15 protein-coding genes are annotated in these 18,286 nt (G+C 68.4%); 12 read left to right on the top strand and 3 right to left on the bottom strand.

Annotated elements, in window-relative coordinates:
• The first annotated feature begins 32 nt into the window (after nucleotides 1-32).
• On the top strand, nucleotides 33-416 hold the full coding sequence (locus tag ACZ4VT_RS07525) for a hypothetical protein (protein WP_467947504.1): 384 nt from the start codon (nucleotides 33-35) through the stop codon (nucleotides 414-416).
• Between the two features lie 110 nt (nucleotides 417-526).
• On the opposite strand, the gene ACZ4VT_RS07520 is transcribed toward ACZ4VT_RS07525, so the two are convergent.
• Complete coding sequence (locus tag ACZ4VT_RS07520) at nucleotides 527-1,081, bottom strand: flavoprotein (protein ID WP_467947502.1); 555 nt, start codon at nucleotides 1,079-1,081, stop codon at nucleotides 527-529.
• Nucleotides 1,078-2,355, bottom strand: coding sequence for a helix-turn-helix domain-containing protein (locus ACZ4VT_RS07515; RefSeq protein ID WP_467947500.1), 1,278 nt, complete (start codon nucleotides 2,353-2,355; stop codon nucleotides 1,078-1,080). The genes ACZ4VT_RS07520 and ACZ4VT_RS07515 overlap by 4 nt, the downstream gene beginning before the upstream one ends.
• A 176-nt stretch (nucleotides 2,356-2,531) precedes the next feature.
• Here ACZ4VT_RS07515 and ACZ4VT_RS07510 point away from each other — a divergent pair, with 176 nt between their 5' ends.
• From ACZ4VT_RS07510 to ACZ4VT_RS07475, 8 genes are all read left to right on the top strand, one after another.
• A complete protein-coding gene (locus ACZ4VT_RS07510) occupies nucleotides 2,532-2,972 on the top strand; it encodes an ATP-binding protein (protein ID WP_467947498.1) in 441 nt (146 codons plus the stop codon).
• 4 nt (nucleotides 2,973-2,976) lie between these two features.
• Nucleotides 2,977-4,296, top strand: coding sequence for a UDP-N-acetylglucosamine 1-carboxyvinyltransferase (locus tag ACZ4VT_RS07505; protein WP_467947497.1), 1,320 nt, complete (start codon nucleotides 2,977-2,979; stop codon nucleotides 4,294-4,296).
• Nucleotides 4,293-5,510 carry a bifunctional UDP-sugar hydrolase/5'-nucleotidase gene (locus tag ACZ4VT_RS07500; protein WP_467947495.1) on the top strand — a complete coding sequence of 406 codons (1,218 nt, stop codon included), beginning with the start codon at nucleotides 4,293-4,295 and terminating at the stop codon, nucleotides 5,508-5,510. The genes ACZ4VT_RS07505 and ACZ4VT_RS07500 overlap by 4 nt, the downstream gene beginning before the upstream one ends.
• Nucleotides 5,507-6,043 (top strand): dCTP deaminase, encoded by a 537-nt coding sequence (gene dcd, locus ACZ4VT_RS07495; RefSeq protein ID WP_467947493.1) that lies wholly within the window; start codon nucleotides 5,507-5,509, stop codon nucleotides 6,041-6,043. The genes ACZ4VT_RS07500 and dcd overlap by 4 nt, the downstream gene beginning before the upstream one ends.
• Entirely contained in the window at nucleotides 6,040-6,576 is a 537-nt protein-coding gene (locus ACZ4VT_RS07490) for a dCTP deaminase (RefSeq protein WP_467947491.1), read from the top strand. The genes dcd and ACZ4VT_RS07490 overlap by 4 nt, the downstream gene beginning before the upstream one ends.
• On the top strand, nucleotides 6,573-7,670 hold the full coding sequence (locus ACZ4VT_RS07485; protein ID WP_467947489.1) for a glycosyltransferase family 4 protein: 1,098 nt from the start codon (nucleotides 6,573-6,575) through the stop codon (nucleotides 7,668-7,670). Before ACZ4VT_RS07490 ends, ACZ4VT_RS07485 begins: the two co-directional genes overlap by 4 nt.
• An 88-nt stretch (nucleotides 7,671-7,758) precedes the next feature.
• On the top strand, nucleotides 7,759-8,790 hold the full coding sequence (locus ACZ4VT_RS07480) for a serine hydrolase domain-containing protein (RefSeq protein WP_467947487.1): 1,032 nt from the start codon (nucleotides 7,759-7,761) through the stop codon (nucleotides 8,788-8,790).
• Between the two features lie 51 nt (nucleotides 8,791-8,841).
• A complete protein-coding gene (locus ACZ4VT_RS07475; protein ID WP_467947485.1) occupies nucleotides 8,842-9,867 on the top strand; it encodes a hypothetical protein in 1,026 nt (341 codons plus the stop codon).
• Nucleotides 9,868-9,921: 54 nt separating this feature from the next.
• On the opposite strand, the gene ACZ4VT_RS07470 is transcribed toward ACZ4VT_RS07475, so the two are convergent.
• Complete coding sequence (locus ACZ4VT_RS07470; protein ID WP_467947483.1) at nucleotides 9,922-10,623, bottom strand: restriction endonuclease; 702 nt, start codon at nucleotides 10,621-10,623, stop codon at nucleotides 9,922-9,924.
• Between the two features lie 266 nt (nucleotides 10,624-10,889).
• On the opposite strand from ACZ4VT_RS07470, the gene ACZ4VT_RS07465 reads away from it, so the two are divergent.
• From ACZ4VT_RS07465 to ACZ4VT_RS07455, 3 genes are all read left to right on the top strand, one after another.
• On the top strand, nucleotides 10,890-12,248 hold the full coding sequence (locus ACZ4VT_RS07465; protein ID WP_467947482.1) for a hypothetical protein: 1,359 nt from the start codon (nucleotides 10,890-10,892) through the stop codon (nucleotides 12,246-12,248).
• 457 nt (nucleotides 12,249-12,705) lie between these two features.
• Nucleotides 12,706-17,364, top strand: coding sequence for an AAA domain-containing protein (locus ACZ4VT_RS07460; RefSeq protein WP_467947480.1), 4,659 nt, complete (start codon nucleotides 12,706-12,708; stop codon nucleotides 17,362-17,364).
• Nucleotides 17,361-18,275, top strand: coding sequence for a hypothetical protein (locus ACZ4VT_RS07455; protein ID WP_467947479.1), 915 nt, complete (start codon nucleotides 17,361-17,363; stop codon nucleotides 18,273-18,275). Before ACZ4VT_RS07460 ends, ACZ4VT_RS07455 begins: the two co-directional genes overlap by 4 nt.
• Nucleotides 18,276-18,286 lie beyond the last annotated feature (11 nt).

Here is an 18,286-nt window from a genome sequence, read left to right as displayed (position 1 = left end):
ACCACCGGCCCCATCCCGTAAGGAACCCCCGCATGCCCGAAACCGAACTGCGCATCGAAATCATCGCCCTGCTGTTGGACGCGGACTTCAAGCTCCGACCCGACACCAACACCTGGTCCCACAGTGACGGGCGCCCCTTCACACGGGCCGAACAGGCCACCGCCTTCCAGGCCACCCGCGCCGAACTCGAAGCCATGGCAGCACTGAGCGCCCGCAACGCCGCGGCCGTCCTCGAACAGGGCAACGCCGTGGAGGCCCTCACCGAGCTCGTGCTCTCGTACTTCGCCCAGCACCCCGAAGCCCGCATGGTCATGGACGTACTGCCGCACATGACCGAGGAAGACCGCGCCGAGTACGAGCGCCTGTGCGCCATAGCCGCTCCGGATGGCGGCATATACCTCCCCTATGAAGACTGACGGGCCCTGAACAGCACTCTGCGACCGGTGACCGGGTACCTCCCGGTCACCGGTCGCAGGCATTCCCGATGTGAAAGGCCGGCAGGCCTTACCCGCTGGCAGTCGCAGGATCAGTGGTGGGCGGCCCCTGCCGCCAGCAACGGAGCCAGGAGGTCAACGGCTTCCTCCCAGCGGAAGCGGTCGGCACCGCCGCCGGACTTCGGGCGGTGAGGCTCGTAGCTGCCGACCAGAACACCCATCTCGCGCAGCTCTGCGAGGCTCCGCTGGTACGCGCGGTGGGCCGCGAGGGCGGTGTTCACGTAGGGCAGGACGGCGGTGGGGATGCCCATGCCCGGAGCCTCGCAGAGGATGCCGAGGGCGAGGTTGTCCGCGAAACCGGCCGCCCACTTGTTGACCGTGTTGAAGGTGGCCGGGGCCACGGCGATCGCATCGGCGGGTGGGAAGGACCGTGCGTCCCCGGGCGCGCGCCAGGCGGAGCGGACGGGGTAACCGGTCCGGTCCTCGATCGCGGCGACGTCGAGGAAGGGAAGCCCCTGCGGGGTGGCGACGACGCCGACGCCCCAGCTCCGCTCGTGCGCGGCGTCGATGAGCTTGCCGACGTCGCCCGCGATCCCGGCCGCGCAGACGACGACGTACAGGAAGGGCTTGCGCTGCGGCTCGGTCACGCGGGTACTCCCAGTCGGCGGCTGAAGTGGTGGAGCTCTGGCAGCGTACGCCGACGGTCGCGCGCCGCCATGTCGGCGACCAGGTGCCGGACGGCTGGGCGCCGTACGTCCTGAGCTGCGCAGGTCTCCGCGATCCGCAGGGCCTGGTAGCCATCAGCGAGGCGGCCCTGCTGCGCGTAGGCCCGGGCGGCTTCCACCCACAGGGCGGCCCGGCGCTCGGGAACCGGGATGTGGCGGCGCATGAGCGGACGGGCGATGTCGATGGCGACGCCCGCATCGCCGAAGGACACGGCCGCGCTGACCTCGTGGAGGGCCACGTTGGTGGGGCTGAAGTTGGCCCAGGCGTCGGGGTGGTCCAGGGCGACGTACTTCGCCACCTCCTTGGCCTCGGCCAGGAACTCTGCGGTGGCAGCACGGTCCCCGGCCCTGCTGGCAGCCGTGACTCCCCGCAGTAGCAGCAACCCGAGCACGGAGAGGTGGTGGCGGGGCTGCCGGTCGTACGCACCGGTGAGTTGTGAGGCCGTGTGCTTGATCAGTGTGACGGCCTGGCCGGCGTGCTGTTCGCGTACCAGGACGTGCGCGTGGAGACGAACGCTGGCGGCGAGGACGAGTGGATCACCTGAGCGTTCGGCCTCGGCCATCGCACGCCCGACGGCGAGCCACGCCGTGCCGGGGTCTCCCTGCTTGAGCAAGAGGCTGGCCGAGGTCTGGTAGGCCGTGGCCAGGAAGCGGGGAAGCTCCTCGGCCTGCGGGGATTCGGCGATGCAGTGGCGAAGATCGGTGATCAGGCCAGGAAGGGTCCGCTCCAGCTCCGCGTAGTCGCACGTGCTCCAGAGGCGCCGGATGGCCGTTGCCCGGTTTCGTAGTTCCCCGGACTCCGGCGCTTCCGTCGTCGGAGTCGTCGGCATCCCCGGCAGGAGTGCCTGGACGAGCGCGGGGTGCGCAGCCGTCGGCGCGACCGAGGCTGTGAGTGCGGTGACGCTGGCGGCAAGGAAGGTACGGCGGCGCAGCATTTCCTCTGTCTCCGGATCGTGGGGATCGGCTTCCGGGGCGGCCTCCGCCAGACCGAGTCGGGCCGGGGGAATGCGCAGGATGCGGGCGACGTCGCGCAGGACGCGGATGTCGTCCGTTCCGCGTCCGCCCTCCAGTCGGCTGATCTTCGACTGGTGATACCCCAGCTCGCCGGCCACATCCGCTTGCGAGCGGCCCTGTAAGACCCGAGCCCGGCGGATCAGTTCACCGATCCGGTGCACCTCGCCCTGCGTGTCGACCATCTCCGCCACGGCCCCTTCCGCCGAGACCGATCCTGCCTGCTCAACCGAGCTTAGCTGCAACGAACTTGCCCGCCATGCACAACGTGCATGAACGATGCAGGGGCTGCGCGGCACATCGCGCAGCCGCCTCCTGACCCGCTTGCCTGGTGGAACCGCACCCCTCCAGGAGGCTGCTCATGGAAGTGCACGAGGTCACGCTGACCGTCACGAGTACGCCCGAGGGGGCCGCTCGTGCCCGGCACCAGGTGATGAACGAGATCAGGGGCTGGCGCTCGGTCATCGGCACCGACGGCATGTGCGTGGCAGAGGTCGTGGCTGGCGAACTACTGGCGAACGCCGTTCAGCACACGGGAAACGAAGCTGCTTCCGTAACCGCTCGCCTGCTCGGGAGCCGACTGCGCTTCGAGGTCCGCGACCGGAGTTCCGCCCTCCCCCACGCACGCCCACCCCGTACGGACGCCGAGGACGGCCGCGGGCTGCTGATCATCGACGCCCTCGCCGACCGGCACGGCGTCGACCACAGCGCCGGCGGCAAGTCCTGCTGGGCCGAGCTCGATCTGTCCGTACCCACCTCGGTCACGCCGTCCATCACGCAACCTCCCTTGCAAAGGAGTTGAACGCATGGCACCCGATCGAGCTCTTGCGACGAGCGCGGAGGTCATCGCCGTACGTCCGGGGAGGCCCCTCTCCGGGTCGGTCACCGTCGACGGCTCCAAGAACGCCGCCCTGCCGCTGCTGGCCGCCGCAGCAGCCGTGCGCCGGACCGTCCAGTTGGAGAACGTCCCCGCCAGCGCCGACGTCCACTGGATGCTCACCTTGATCCAAGGGGCGGGCTGGCACGTCGCCCGGGCCGTGGGACGGCCCGACAGCGTGGTGATCATGCCCCCTGACGTCGTACCCGCGGAACTCGACCTGGCCCCGGCCGCACGGATCCGCGCGTCGTACTACCTGGTGCCCGCACTCCTTGCCCTACAGGGGAACGCCCGGCTGCCCTGGCCCGGGGGATGCCGGATCGGGGACCGCGGCATGGACCTGCACTTCATGGTGTACGAGGCGTTCGGCGACCGTGACGCCGTCCATGACGAGGGCTATGGCGTCGAGGCCGGCCGACCCGCGACCGGAACGGTCTCCCACACGTTGCCGTTCCGGTCGCGCGGTGCGACGGTCGTCGCCGTCCTGCGTGCGGTCGTCGCGGGCCGTGCGCTGCGCCTCGGTCGACCGAACCTGTCGCCGGAAGTCCTCACCGTGCTGGACGCCCTGCGCTCGGTGGGAAGGGAGGCCCGAGCCGGCGAACAGGTCCTTGACCTGAGCCCGGCAGCGGCATCACCGGCCGAGATGCCGGCTTGGCGCGTACCAGGCGACAAGATCGAGGCAGGCACCCTGGCCTGCGCCGTCGCCGCCACCGGTGGGACCGCGCGCATCGAGGGTGTCCAAGGTCGGGATGTCGTGCCCTTGCAGGTAGCCCTGCAGCGGCTGGGCATCCCCACCGCGGTACAGGAGGGCGTCCTCCTGGTCGACGGGAGCGCCGCCCGGCCGACTGGCCGTTCCCTTCGCGCCATTGCCACACTCGCCGTCGGCGGCCTGGACGCCGACTTCGAACCTCCCCTGATGGCACTGGCACTCGGCCAGCCCGGCACACACCTGTTCGCCGACTCCATCAACCCCGGCCGCCACGGGAACCTGCTGCCCCAGCTGGCCCGGCTCGGCGCGAAGATCGAGGAGATCTCCACCACCGAATGCCGGCTGACCGGCCCGCAGCGCCTCACGGGAGCCGGGGTAGAGGCCACCGACATCCGCACCGGCTCCGCGCTCATGGTCGCGGCGCTGACCGCCCGCGGAATCACCACCCTCGGCGGAGTCGATCAGCTCCGCCGCGGCCACGCCGACCTGCCCGGCAAGCTCCTCCACCTCGGCGCCGACATCTGCGAGGTCGCGCCATGACCACGGCCCGTTCCCTACGACAGATCATGGCCACCGCCGACGTCCACTCCGCCCTCGGCGCCGACGGCCCGCTGCTCGGGCACCTCCACCAGGCACGCACGGACAGCCTGCTGGTGGACTGCGGTGACTTCTTCGAGGGCACCGGGTACTACCGACTCGGCCGGGGCGCGCTCGAACGGGACATCCTGCTCACCCTGTACGACGTCGTCGCTCCCGGGAACCACGGCTGGCCGCACTACTTAGAGCCGGGCCTCCGCCAGCGCACCGTATGCGCCAACGTCGAGGACTCCAGCGGCAACGCGCTCTTCCGTCGTCTGCGCATCGTGGACATCACAGGCCGACGGACGGCCGTCACGGCCGTGATCGGCCCGCAGGCGTTCAAGTCGATCCCGGCCGGGCAGCGGTCCGCCCACCGCGTCACCGACCCCGTCCAGACTCTGCGCGAACTGATGCTCGCGCACCACCACGAGGTCGACTCCTGGGTCCTCCTCAGCCACTCCGGCTTCGAGCAGGACCTCCAGCTCGCCGAGGCGTGCCCCTTCCTCGACGTGGTCTTCGCCGGCCACTGCCACAGCGAACACACCGAACCCGAGCGGGTCGGCGGCACCATCGTGCTCAAGGGGCAGGAACTCGCCGTCGGCTACGCAGTCGCCGAACGCTCCCTCGAAGGCTGGGTCGGACGGACCGCCCGTTTCCCTGACACATCGGAATCAGTCCTGCCGACCGAGCTGGCCTCCATCCGTGAACAGATCGCCTCCATCGACGCACAGCTGGCCGAGCCGCTGGGCCGTCTCGTCGCGCCCTATCGGAACAGGCCGCTCGACCGCCACGCTCTGCTCCGCGAACTGGCTGACCGGCTGCGCAACGGAGAGGGCAGCGAGGCGGTCGTCCTCAACGAGACCGCCGTGCGCACGACGCTGCTCGGCGAAGTCCTCACCACCGGAGATCTACTCGCCATCGAGCCGTTCGACAACCAGCTGGTCGAGGCCCAGGTCGCGCCGGCCTTCCGGAATGACCCCGCTGCCCTGCTGACTCACCTCACCGAGCGCGCAGGACCCCTGATCACCTCCCCCGATCCGCTCCCTGGCGGACTGACGAGCCTGCTGACCACCGACTACCTCGCCGACACCTGTCTCGGCATCCGAGCCCACCCCGCCGGCCTCAGCCTCGGCTCGGCAATCAGGAGCATCCTGACCAACAGAGGCGACCAGTGATCCTCACCGGACCTGAGATCACCTCCGCCTCGAAGGACGGACGGCTGCGTATCTCCCCCTTCATGCCGACCCAGGTCAACCCGAACAGCTACAACGTCCGCCTGGGCGGGACCCTGCTCACCTACACCGACCAGGTACTCGACGCCCACCGGCCGAACCCCACCCGCCGCACAGAGATCGGCGACGACGGCCACGTCCTGCAGCCCGGCGAGCTGTACCTCGGCCACACCCTGGAGGAGGTGGGATCCGACCTCTTCGTCCCCCTGCTCTTCGGTCGCTCCTCCGTCGGCCGACTGGGGCTGTTCGTCGAGATCACCGCACCCATCGGTGACATCGGCTTCCACGGCCAGTGGACGCTGATGCTCACCCCGACCCGCCCCGTGCGCGTCTACGCCGGGATGAAGATCGGGCAGATCATGTTCTTCGTCTCCGAGGGCGCCATCGACCTGTACGAGGGCAAGTACCAGACCGCCGCCGGGCCCCAGCCATCCGCATACTGGCGCGACCTCGACGGTACGGCGGTGACCTCGTGATCCTCACCGGACCGGCCATCGCCGCCGCCCGCCAGGCGGGCCGCATCACCATCGACCCGTACGACCCGGATCGCCTGTCCCCCAACGCGTACGACTGGCGCCTGGGCAGCACGCTCCGCGTCTGCGAGGGCGACCTCGACGCCGCCAGTCCCACCGCCTTCTCCGAACTCACCCTCCCCGACGACGGGTACGTCCTGGAGCCCGGCCACCTCTACCTCGGCCACACCCTGGAGCGCACGGGCTCCGAGGCCTACGCCCAGCTCCTCAACGGCGACCGGACCACCGGCTCCCTCGGCATCTGGGTCCACGTCTCCGCGCCGCTCGGGCACCAGGGCCACGCGATCCGCTGGACCCTGGAGATCCGAGCCACCCGCCCCGTACGCGTCCGGCCCGGCATGACCTTCGGCAAGCTCGTCTTCCTCCGCACGCACGGCTCCCCGGCCAGCTACCAGCAGCACGGCCTCAAGTACCGCACCAGCGAGGGCATCGAGACATCACGCCTCTACGAGGAGAACCCTCGAGGCCGCCGGTGAACCGCGTTGTCGCCACCGCCCTCGACCTGCCGTTCCCCAGCCCCGGCGGGAGCGTCGAACTCTTCCTCGACCTCTACGCCGGCACCCAGCCCGCAATCCCCGCCCGCGCCTTCATGCTCGCCCCCGACGGCCCCCGACCCCGCACCCCGGCCGGCATCGACCTGCTGCACGCCGCCGGCAAATGCCTCGACGGCCACGCCTTCAGCCGGTACGTCACCAACCTGCGCCACGCCATGACGGCCGCCATCGACCCGCGCCAGATCAGCGTGCTGCACCTGCACCACCTGGCCTTCGGCGCCACCCCCGCCCTCCTGCGGGCCCTACCCACCCACCCCCGGATCGCCTTCGTCCACGGCACCGACCTCCTGCACGCCGAGAACCACACCACGCAGCTACGAGTTCTCCGCGAGACCGCCTCCGCTGCCGACGCGATCGTCGTCCCCACCGGCGCCATGGCCGACCGCCTGCTCAAGCTCGCCCCCAAGACGGACAGGCGCAAGATCGAGAAGATCCCCTGGGGCATCCCCGACCGCCTCCTGACCAGCCCACCGCCCCGGCCCGCCCGACGTCCCACCAGCCACCTGCGGATCCTCTTCGCAGGCCGCCTCAGTTCCGAGAAGGGCCTCGAACCCCTCCTCCAAGCCGTCGCGGCCACCCGCTCGGTCGAGCTGAGCATCGCGGCCCCGCGCGCCCAGTTCCTCGACCTCGCCCCGGTCGTCCGCCAGCTCGGCGTCCACGTCCGCTACCTCGGCTGGTTCCGCCGCGCCCAACTGTGGAAGGCCTTCGCCGACCACGACGTGCTCGCCGTGCCCTCCACCACCCTGGAGGCCATGGGCCTCGTCGCCCTCGAAGCCCAGGCCTGCGGACTCCCCGTCCTCTACCAACCCGTTCCTGGACTCAGCGAAGCCCTCTCCGGCACCGGCCTGGCCACCGACTTCACCAACCCCACCACCGCTGCCCACGACCTCCACCGCCTCCGCACCACGCCCGGCCTCCTGGAGATGCTCCGGGCATCCGGCCGCACCAATGCCGCCCGCTTCCCACTCACCGCCACTGCCAAGGCCATCACCGACCTCAGCCGGCGGCTCGCCTGACACCACCCGTGGCGCAGCCAGCACCGCCCGGACCGCGTCACTAACCTGGCCAGTGGACCACCCGCGGGCCCACGACGATCGGGAGACCATGACCCACACCACCGACCGGATCGAAGACCTCCTCCAGACCGGCGTCCGCGACGAGGTCTACCCCGGCGCGGTGTGGGCGGTCGGGAAGGCCGACGGCATCGAGGCCAGCGGAGCCGTCGGCCTCCTCGACCCCGACCACCCGAACGAGCCAATGCGACTGGACACCGTCTTCGACGTGGCCAGCCTCACCAAGATCCTCGCCGTCTGGTCCACGATCGGCACCCTGGTCGAAGAGGGCAAGCTCCAGCTCCACACCCCGCTCGGTACCTTCTGGGACGAAGTCGCAGGCCACCCCCTAGCCCGGGCCACGGCCCACCACCTGCTCACCCACACCGCCGGCCTGCCGTTGCGCGCGAACCTGAAGAACCTCTACGGCACCGACTCCCAGGACATCCGCGACGGCGTCCTCCACGAGGCCCTCAACTGCCCGCCGGGCGAAGCCGTCGAATACACCGACCGAGCCGCCCTCGTCCTCGGCTACCTCGCCGAGCACCTCTCGCGCCAGCCCCTGGACCAGCTCGCCGCCGACCGCATCTGGCACCCCCTGGGCATGACGCAGACCCGCTTCGGCCCCCTCCCCGATGCCGAGGCGGCCCGCTGCGCCCCCACCGAGTACGACGAGACCACCGGCACCCACCTCAAGGGCACCGCCCACGACTTCTCCGCCCGCCTCCTCAACGGCGTCTGCGGCATCACCGGCACCTTCTCGGCCCTCGACGACCTCGCCCTCTTCCTCCGCCACATGCTCAAGCCCACCCCGGCCGCCTTCAGCCCCAGCTGGATCAAGGAGTCCCTCCGCATCCAAACAGGTGCCCTCACCCCCGCCCGAGGCCTCTTCTGGCACCCCGCCCCCGGCACCGACCCCAACCAGGACATCTGGGTCCACTACGGCTTCACGGGCACCGGCATGTGGATCAGCCCGCAGCAGGGCAGATGGGCTGTCCTCCTCACCAACAAGCTCCGTTTCAACCGCGACCGCGAGCCCTTGACCGGGATCCGCAACGCCTACTGCGCTTCCGCCATCTCATAGACGAGGCGTACGAAAACCCCAACTGTCAGCGCCCAGTGGCACAATTCAGCCATGTGGAACAACGAAGAGTTCCGTATGGCAGAGGGTGCCCACATACTCGGGCACCAAGGCGATTCCTTCGAGATCCAGGTCACCGTACCCACCGACGACGACGGTTTCCTCGGCCGCGAGTGCCCACACTGCACGATGACCTTCCGTATCGACGCAGACGACTACGAACGGCTTCCAGATGACCTAACGCTGTGGTGCGTCTACTGCGGCCACCACAGCGGCCATTCAGACTTCATGACCAGGCAGCAGCGGGAACGTCTGCTGCGCGTCGCCGAGGATCTGGGCACCCAGATCGTCAGCCGGTCACTTCAGGACATCTTCGGCGGCCTCGCCCGCAAGAGCTCGCGAAGAAGCCCGGTGTCCTTCTCCTACAAGCCCGGGAAGCCCTTCTACCCCAGCCCTCTTCCGGGTATTGACGAGGAGCGCCTGGTACGGATCCGAACCTGTCCTGGCTGCCGGGTCAAGTACGCCGTCTTCAGCGAGCACCGCTACTGTCCCGTCTGCGGCGAATTGCCGGCGGCGTCGGTCGCGTTCGATGCCCTCCAGGCCGATACCGCTCGCCTGGACGCACTCGAAGCGATTCCCGCAGATGTCAAGGCTGCCCTTCGCGAGCAGGGAGTGTTCTCACGCAACTGGGTGGACACCATCGAGAACGTGGTGGGGGTCGTCGAAATCTTGGCGTCCTCCCTGTTCAAGGCTTCCGTGCATGACGCAGATGCCCGGCTCCGCGGGAAAGGCAACGTCTTCCAGCGGTTGGAGGACATGGCCGTGCTCTTCACCGACGCCGGCTTTCCGGATGTGCGGACCGCGCTCGCATCGGATACCTGGGACCGCCTCCTCGCTACCTGGGCAGCACGTCACGTCTTCACACACAACGATGGCGTGGTCGACGCGAAGTACCTGGCCCGCGTCCCCCGCACACCCCTCCGTGTCGGACAGCGCCTCACCCTCGACGACCCGACATGCCGCCGCGCGATCGAGGACACGACCTTGTTGTGTACAGCGCTGACCGAGCTGACATCGTGAAACTACGACCGCTCTTGGTTGGGACTGACTTCAGAGTCCAGCTATCAGGGGGAGCTACTCGTACGTCTCTTTCCGCAGGGCGCGTTGCCGCCGGTCGCCCTGACCGGCGCCGTTCACCGCCTTAAGAGACGGGAGCGCCGCACCGTTGTTCCACAGTCCAAGATGATCACGGTGGACGGCCACTACATCGTTCTGCAGGGCACAGCGTTCGGCGGGGCCGCTGAAGTACGCGGTGGTGACGAAGACGGCAACTTCGGCCTTGAAGTGCATCTGCGAGCCGAGGAGGTTACGGACCTCTCCATTGGAGATCTTCCGCTTCGGGTTGTACCGCTTGCACTGGATCACCATCGTGCGGCCATCGGGCAGCCGTCCACGCACGTCGGCACCGTTGTCGCCTGTGCCGCCGACTCGGCGGACATCCGTACAACCATCCCGCCGGCAGAGGTCGGTCACGAAGGCCTCGAACTGCGTGCCGTCCATCGCGTCGACCTCGGCGAGCGTCCTATGGCCCGCCCTGACGGCTTCCTCGTGGCGCCACCGCCGATCGTTCCCCCGGACCAGGCGATCCGTCTTCCACAGCCACCAGCCTCCGCCTCCGACCGCGCCGAGGATCAACACTCCCACCACATAGGGCCAGATCGTCGACCAGAACGCCAGGAGCAGCGCCAATGCAGCGACGCCGCTCCAGGCACCCGCCTTGAGCCGGGCCTCCCGGCGCTTCCGCGATGCCGACCGACGCTTCTTGCGTGCTGTCACCCAGTTCCTCCTCGTCTTCGAGCAGCAGTCTGGGCAAGACGACGCGTGTCAGTAAGGGCGCCCGCCGGCCATGGCTCGTTCCCTGCGACTTCCCGGGATGCAGCCGAGGCCAGCGAGGCGGCCCTGAGGGAGACGGTTGCCAGCGGACCACTCCCGGCGGTGGGGACATGCATCGTCATGTGCCCGCATACGCCCTGTGTGCGCCCCTCCTGCAGCACGTAGCTTGCGACGTTGGTCTGACCCGTGGAAGCCGTAGGGGGAACAGGTTGAAGCCAGCCGCTGACGTACTCAAGGACCTCGTCCAGCCGTCGAACATCTCGATCCACTCCAGTTCGGCCTTGGTCGGCAGCGTCGACGACGCCGCAGCCGAGGACGACAAGGCACGCGAGGAGAAGGAACTCGACCAGCTCCGGCGAAAGCCCGAGCTCCGGCCCATCCCCGCGAAGGAGCTGGACCGGACCGTCCAGCTGACGCCCTGGGACGTGCTACACACCCTCGGCCAAGGCATCGCCCTCTCGCGGCGGGGCGCCAGCCGTGGACTCGCCGAGCACTGGGGTTCCCTGAAATACAGCCAGGCTCTGGCCGGCAACATCAACTCGTTCATGACCCTCTCCGCGGAGGGGCGGGAGACCGCTGACTACTACAAGGCGATCCAGTCCGGAGAACTTGGAACCGGCTTCGCCCTGACCCTTGCCCGGCAGCTCCTGAGCCGCCGCTACCCGGACCACTCGGTCTCGATCGTCCCCGCGGACACCGCACTGCGGGCAGGCTGGGCTTTGACCAGTCGCGACTCGGGCCATCGATCCGGCTACCGCTACCGGCCACAGTTCTTCGCCGAGATATGGAAGCCCGGAGAGGCGCCGAGGGTCCTTCCGATCGCCTGCAAGGGCAACCACAGCAATGCCGCAGCGTCTCACATCCAGCTCGCGTCCGCTTCTGCGCACGTCGAGGCGGTCCACATCGGCCCGTGGGACGAGACACCGGCCCTCGTGTTCAGTACGGAACTCCCCACTGAGGGCGTGCTCACGGTGCACGCCTTGCAGGCCCGCGGAACTGGTGGTCGACTGACCGGCTCGATGGATGCCCCCGGCACCCGCCTTGACCATCGCCTCGAGGACGCGAACATCTTCCCGGGCATCCAACCGCCGACCGAGGGCGAGCGGAAGCCGGAGTCACAACTCGGCTTCCACGTACAGCCGGAGCACTATGCCTGGTTCCGGCAGGTCCTCGCCCGAACCGCTGCGGCCGGACTGACGGCCTTCGCTGGCGACGGCGTCGCTACGGCCCAGTACCTGACCAAACGGCAGGGCCGGCGCCACTTCACCGACCCCACCCACGCCGCCACCGACAGCGTCCAGGACGCGCACCAACGGCTCCTCGACATCGACTTCGTTGGCACCGACCACGTGTTCCGCCTCAACAGGACGCGGGTCGAGGCCTTCTCCGGCGTCGCGAACGACCTCTTCCGCCACCTCGCGAAAGGCCGTGTCGAGCAGTACCGCATGGAGATCCACGCCCAGCGGAGGACCTGGCCCCTCCTTGCCTGGGATTCGGAGTGGGACGGCCCCGTATCCGTCCACCAGGACGGCTCTGTGCTCGCCATGCGGGTATTGCCACAGGCCTGAGGGCCGCATGGCCGGTGTCGCTCCCTGGAAGCAAGGGGGCGACACCAAGGGGTGGGATGACGTCGACGACACTTCGGGTCCTGCTACCAGCCCTCGACTGCTCAGAGTGCCGCCCGCCGCCTTGGCAAGCACCCAGAAGGCCCTACTCCGTCAACCGAGCCGCCTTACACCCTGTCATCCCCACCCATGCGCCCCTTTAGATGGACCACTCCATCGGGGCGGCCTGGAACTCACTCTCGCAACCGACTCTCCCGAGCTCCCGGCTTGATTGCCCCCCAGATACCTAGAGCGTCGGGGCACGGGTACCGGAGGTCGGCGGATCTCCACGAGGTACTCGCCGAGATCAAGGTGATTCAGCCCACATGAAGCTCATATTTCGCCATTTTCCAGAGACAGGTTGCCCTTGCTACTGCTCATCCCGATCCTGGAACGTTCGCCACCAGCCGGGAGGAGCAAAGTGAACGTACCGCGACGTCACGCGAAGAACCCCGACGTCATCGGCCAGACTGCCAGTCTGATCGGCTTCCTCAAGGAGGTCGTTCAGAGCAGTAACCAACGACTTCGTGATGACCGCCGTTCAAGGGAGCGGTTATGGCTGGTCGCCATGCCCCCCTCGGTACGACGCCCGTCCGACCGCCTCGACGGGCTGCTGTTCACGCTTGCCCACGTTCCGCAGACATCGCCGCCCTCACTCCCGGACCTGCTGGATGGATGGGTCTCCACGGAACGCTGCCAGGACGCGGATGGCGGTGACCCGCCGCTTGAAGCTGAAGGACCGGGGCAGGAACTGGTGCGAGCTGCGGACGGCAGCCAGTCCTGGGAACAGGCGGCGGAGCAGACCGTCCGCCGAGAGGATTCCGACGAGGTACTCCGAGCCTACGGTCCTTGGCTGACGCGCTGGCGGAAGTGGGCGGAGAGGGAGCGCGCGGAGCGAGCCCTTCGGGAGCTGTACGACCAGGTCTACGGCTGGCACCAGAAGCTGACCCAGCAGGATGATCAGCTAGAACTCGTGCTCGCCACAGGCCTCTTGACTTGGAGCGATCCACGCGGTGACGCCATTCACCGTCACCTGCTCACCCACCGCGTGGAGACTTTGGTAGACCGTAAGACCGCCAGGCTCACCGTGCGGCTCATGGCCGAGGGAGCCGTGCGGTTGGAGGATCATTCATTCCTCGACACCGATGACGGCTGGGCGCCCGAACGCTCGGCCGCGCTCACCGAGGAGATCGCGGCCCAGTCACTGCACCTGCTTGGATCGGAGGCCTTGGAGCAGTTGGCCCAGTGGCAGGAGCGGGTGCTGCAACGGCCCGTGTCCTTCAGTGCCGAGTGGCAGCCGCCCCGCGAGCCCGAGGCAGGCGCGCGTCTCACGTACGCTCCCGCACTTGTGCTGCGTCCGCGGGACCGCAATGCTCTGCTGGGCTTCTACGACCGGATCGCGGACAGCGTGTCCTCCGAGGCACACGCACCTCTGGGTCTCGCCCAGCTGGTACTGCCACTGAACTCCGAAGAGCGCGTGAACTGGGACGGCCGCGAGATTCCGCCCCTGTTCGGGGACGACCCGCTCTTCCCAGGAAAGACCAACGAACGTCAACGCAGTGTCCTGCGGCGGCTGGAGCACGACACGGGCGTGGTAGTCCAAGGCCCACCCGGCACCGGTAAGACCCACACGATCGCCAATCTGGTCTCCGCGCTGCTGGCGCAGGGGCAGAGGGTCTTGGTGACCAGCGCCCGCGACCAGGCCCTGACGGTCCTGCGGGACAAACTTCCTCCCGCCGTACGGGACCTGTGCGTCCTCCTGCTGAGCTCGGCACGGCAGGACGGGGCGGACGAGCTGGAACGCACGGTCAACGCTCTCACCGATCAGGTCGCCGCGAGTGACCCCGAACAACTGCAGGACGAGATCCATCGGCTCTCTGCCCGCCGGGAGGAGGTGCGGGGAAGGATCAGCACCCTCACCGAGCAGGTGATCGCGCTGCGGGAGGCCGAGGCCTACCGGCACCCGGAGATCGCACCGGGATACGCCGGCACTCTCGCCGCAATTGTGCAGCGTGTGCAAGAAAACGCGGGGCATTACTCCTGGATCGGGCTTGTGCCGGCTGACGGCCCGACCCCGTCTGTCCCTCCGCTGTCCCCCGCGCAAGCGGTGGAACTGCTGAGCCTGCTGCGCGACGGTGCGGCCGAGCCACGCGCAGGTGGCACTCTGCCAGACCCCGACGGCCTCCCTTCCCCCGAAGCCTTGGCCCAGGCACTCTCAGCCAGCCGCGTCACCGACGAGGGCCTGTCCTCCGGGACGGTCCGCATCCGCAGTGATCTTGCCAGGCTCGACAGCTCTGTCACCGATGAGCTGACCTCTCTCGTGGATTCCTGCCGTACGGCTCTGCACTACCTGGGTCTGTCCCCGCAGGCCACACAATGGGATGAGGACAAGTGGGCCACCAAGGCCCTCACCGACCGACTCTCCCGTGAAAATCTCGCGCTGTGGCGTCGCGTGTCCGGACTTGCCGATCAACTCGTCGACATCTCCGAACGGCTGAACGAACAGGGGATGACGCGCGTCACCGTGCCCGGGCAGCTCTCCACGGAACAAGGGGATGCGATGCTCACGGCGGGTTCTGCGCTGCGCGAGCACCTCGTCTCGGGTGGCAAGCTGCGAGTCCGCGGCAGCTTCCGTGCCTCACGGGCGCAGAAGGCCGCGCAGGACCTCCTCGACACGTGCACTGTGAACGGTCACTCCCCCGAAACGCTGGAGGATCTCGACGCCGCCCTTGCTCACCTCCGCGCCCGCTCCGCCGTTGCCACGCTTGCGGAGCGGTGGGACCAAGTGCAGGTGCCCGTATCCGAAGGGCCGCTGGAAGTTCGGCTGGCGTCGCTGACGGAGGCGTACGCACGCCTGGAACATGTCGACACGTTCGGCGCCGGCCGCGAGCGCATCGACGAGCTGCTCGTACATCGCGGGATGCACATCGCCCTCACTTCCAGGTCGGCATGGCAGGACTTCGCCGACGCCCTCTCTGCGGTCTCCGGCCGACGAGCAGCGGACGAGGCTACGGCCCAGTTGCTTGCTTGGGAGGAGCAACTGCGCACACCGGTGGACGGCTCCCACCCCACCACCGAAGCTGTGGCCGCCGCCCAAGCCGTTCGGGAGCAGGACGTCGACCGATACGCCAAGGAACTTGAGGCGCTGCGCGAGGCTCATCGGCGTGAACACCGCCGGCGTCGATGCGCCGTGCTACTCGAAAGCGTCCGCCGGGCCCACCCGCTGCTCGCTGACCAGCTGACGCACGACCCTGGTGACCGGGCATGGGAAGCTCGCCTGGACTCTCTGGCGGAGGCGTGGGCCTGGGCGGCGGCCTCTGCCTTCGTCCACCGTCAGCGCACACCGGGACGCGAACGTCAGGTCGAAGGCGAACTGGCTCAGTGTGAACGTCACCTGGAGGACATCACCGGTGAACTCGCTGCCACCTGGGGAAGGTGGCACTGTCTGCATCGCATGACGCAAGAGCAGCGGTCGGCACTCCAGGCGTACCGCAACCACATGTCCTCGTACGGCAAGGGCAAGGGGCGCGGTGCGGGCCGATACCGTGCCGCGGCGTACGACGCTATGAAGACGGCGCAGGAAGCAGTCCCCGCGTGGGTCATGCCCATCTCCCAGGTCGCCGAGATGGTGCCGCCCAGGCGGGACGCGTTCGACGTCGTCATCGTCGACGAGGCTAGTCAGGCCGGCATGGACGCCCTGTTCCTGCTGTGGCTGGCGCCCCGCGTCATCGTCGTGGGGGACGACAAACAGTGTGCGCCCCCACTCAGTGGCATGGGCCGGCACCAGGCGATCCATGACCGGCTCGTCTCGCACCTGCCGGACATGCCGCCGAGGCTGCGCACGCTGTACGGACCTTCCACCAACCTCTACCAGCTCCTGTCCACCTTCTTCCCGAAGGTGATCCGGTTGGAGGAGCACTTCCGTTGCATGCCGGAGATCATCGGCTGGTCTTCGCAGACCTTCTACAACAACAAGCTGCAGCCTCTGCGCCAGTACGGCGGTGAGCGCCTCGACCCCCTCGTGACCCACTTCGTCGAAGGGGCCGTTACCCAGGGGCGCGACAGCAGGATTCGCAACCCGATGGAGGCCGAGGCCATCGTCGACTGCCTGGCCAGGCTCGTAGCAGACCCTGCTTACCGCGACCGGACCATGGGCGTCATCACCCTTCAGGGGTCGATCGGTCAGGTCAAGCTCCTGGAAAAGCTCATCCAGGAACGTATCCCGGCGCCGATGCTTGAACACCACCAGATCCGTGTGGGCAGCCCGGCGTCGTTCCAGGGAGACGAACGGCACGTCATCCTGCTGTCGATGGTCGTCACCGATCCGCCGCGCATCACGGGAGGTGCCCGCAGCGAACGACAGGCATACAACGTCGCCGCGTCCCGGGCACAGGACCAGATGTGGCTCTTCTACTCGGTACCGCCGGACCGATTGAAGAGGGAGGACATGCGACTCAACCTCCTGTCCTATATGGAGAACCCACCATCCGCACTTGCCGGCTCCGAGGACATCGGAGAGGTAGCGGGCGATGTGCCGCAGAAGCCCTTCGAATCGCTCTTCGAGCAGCAGGTCTACCTGCGCCTGAAGGCCCGGGGATATCACGTCGTCCCGCAGTATCCGGCAGGGAACAAGCGCCTCGACCTCGTCGTCGTAGGGGCACGTGGGCGCCTGGCCGTGGAGTGCGACGGCGACCGGTATCACTCGACACCCGAGCAGATCCGGCATGACCAACGGCGCGACCGTGAACTCCAACGCGTCGGCTGGACGTTCTGGCGGATTCGCGAGAGCGAGTTCCGATTCGACCCCGAGGAAGCACTCTCCGGCCTGTGGGTCGAGCTCGAACGACTTGGCATCCATCCGGCCACGTTCGAAGAAGCCAGCGATCGAGCCCAGTCGTCCACCGCACCCACCGGCACGCAGTGGACGTCGTTCGACCTCTCCTCCGACGAGGGCCTCGCCGATGACACGGCGGAGCCGCCCGAGGGCCCTGGCATGGACCACCTGTCCAACGCGCTCGGCGAAGCCGAAGACAACGAAGCAGACGACGAAACCGACGACAGCACGGAAGGCTCGGCATGACTGCGCAGTCCCCACTCGGCATCCTCGACGCCAACACCTTGGAGGAGCTCGCGCGCGTCATCTGCGGCGACGACCACCTCTACTACCGCAAGGGCTTCGAGATCGCGCGCTTCCTGGAACACGCCGGCTGGCAGCGGGTACCGGAGTACAACGGCGAGTACAGGATCGACTGGACGCTCGCCCGGCTCAGCGAACGCCGAGAGGAACCCACCGAGCTGGAACGGGTCCTGCTTCGCCTGGCCGACCCCCGCGAATACCTTGACGAGCCGGACCAGCTCCCTGCTGTCGTCTCCGCGGTCAACGCTTTCCTGGTCTACGAGGGAGCACGCCTGGAGAATCCTGGCGGCCGCCCCCGTCTCGTCGCCTGCGACCCCTCCCTTGCCCACCCGGGTAGCCGGGGCCCTGCCGAACTCAGCACAGCCATGACCGATCTCATCAGTGACCGGAAGATGGCCGCCCTGCTCCAACACCGCTTGGACGAGGCACGCACCTGCTACGCCAATGGCGCTCACGTGGCCGCCATCATCATGCTCGGCAGCCTGCTGGAAGGCGTTATGGTCCAAGTGGTCCGCGAACGCGACGCCTCGCGACTCGGCAGCACATCAGCGGACAAAGTTACCCTGGACACTTTGATCAGAACCTGCCACGTCGCCGGGTGGATCGGTGCTGACGTCGAGCGCTTCTGCCACGAGCTGCGCAGGTATCGCAACTTCGTCCATCCGCGACAGGAGATCCGGGATGCCCACACCCCGGACCGCGACACTCTGAACATGTGCTGGCCCGTGGTCGAGGCAGTCTTGAACGACCTCGCCGCCTCCCAGCCGAAGGCGACCGCGCCAAAGCCACCCGCCGCGCCTGTCCGACCCGTGCCCCGGCCATCGCCAGCAGCGCGACCAGCACGCCGGCCCTGACACCAGGGCGC

Source organism: Streptomyces sp. NPDC029164 (assembly GCF_055563995.1).
The sequence above is the reverse complement of the archived record's forward strand: the minus strand, read 5'-3'. Positions and strand labels throughout refer to the sequence as shown.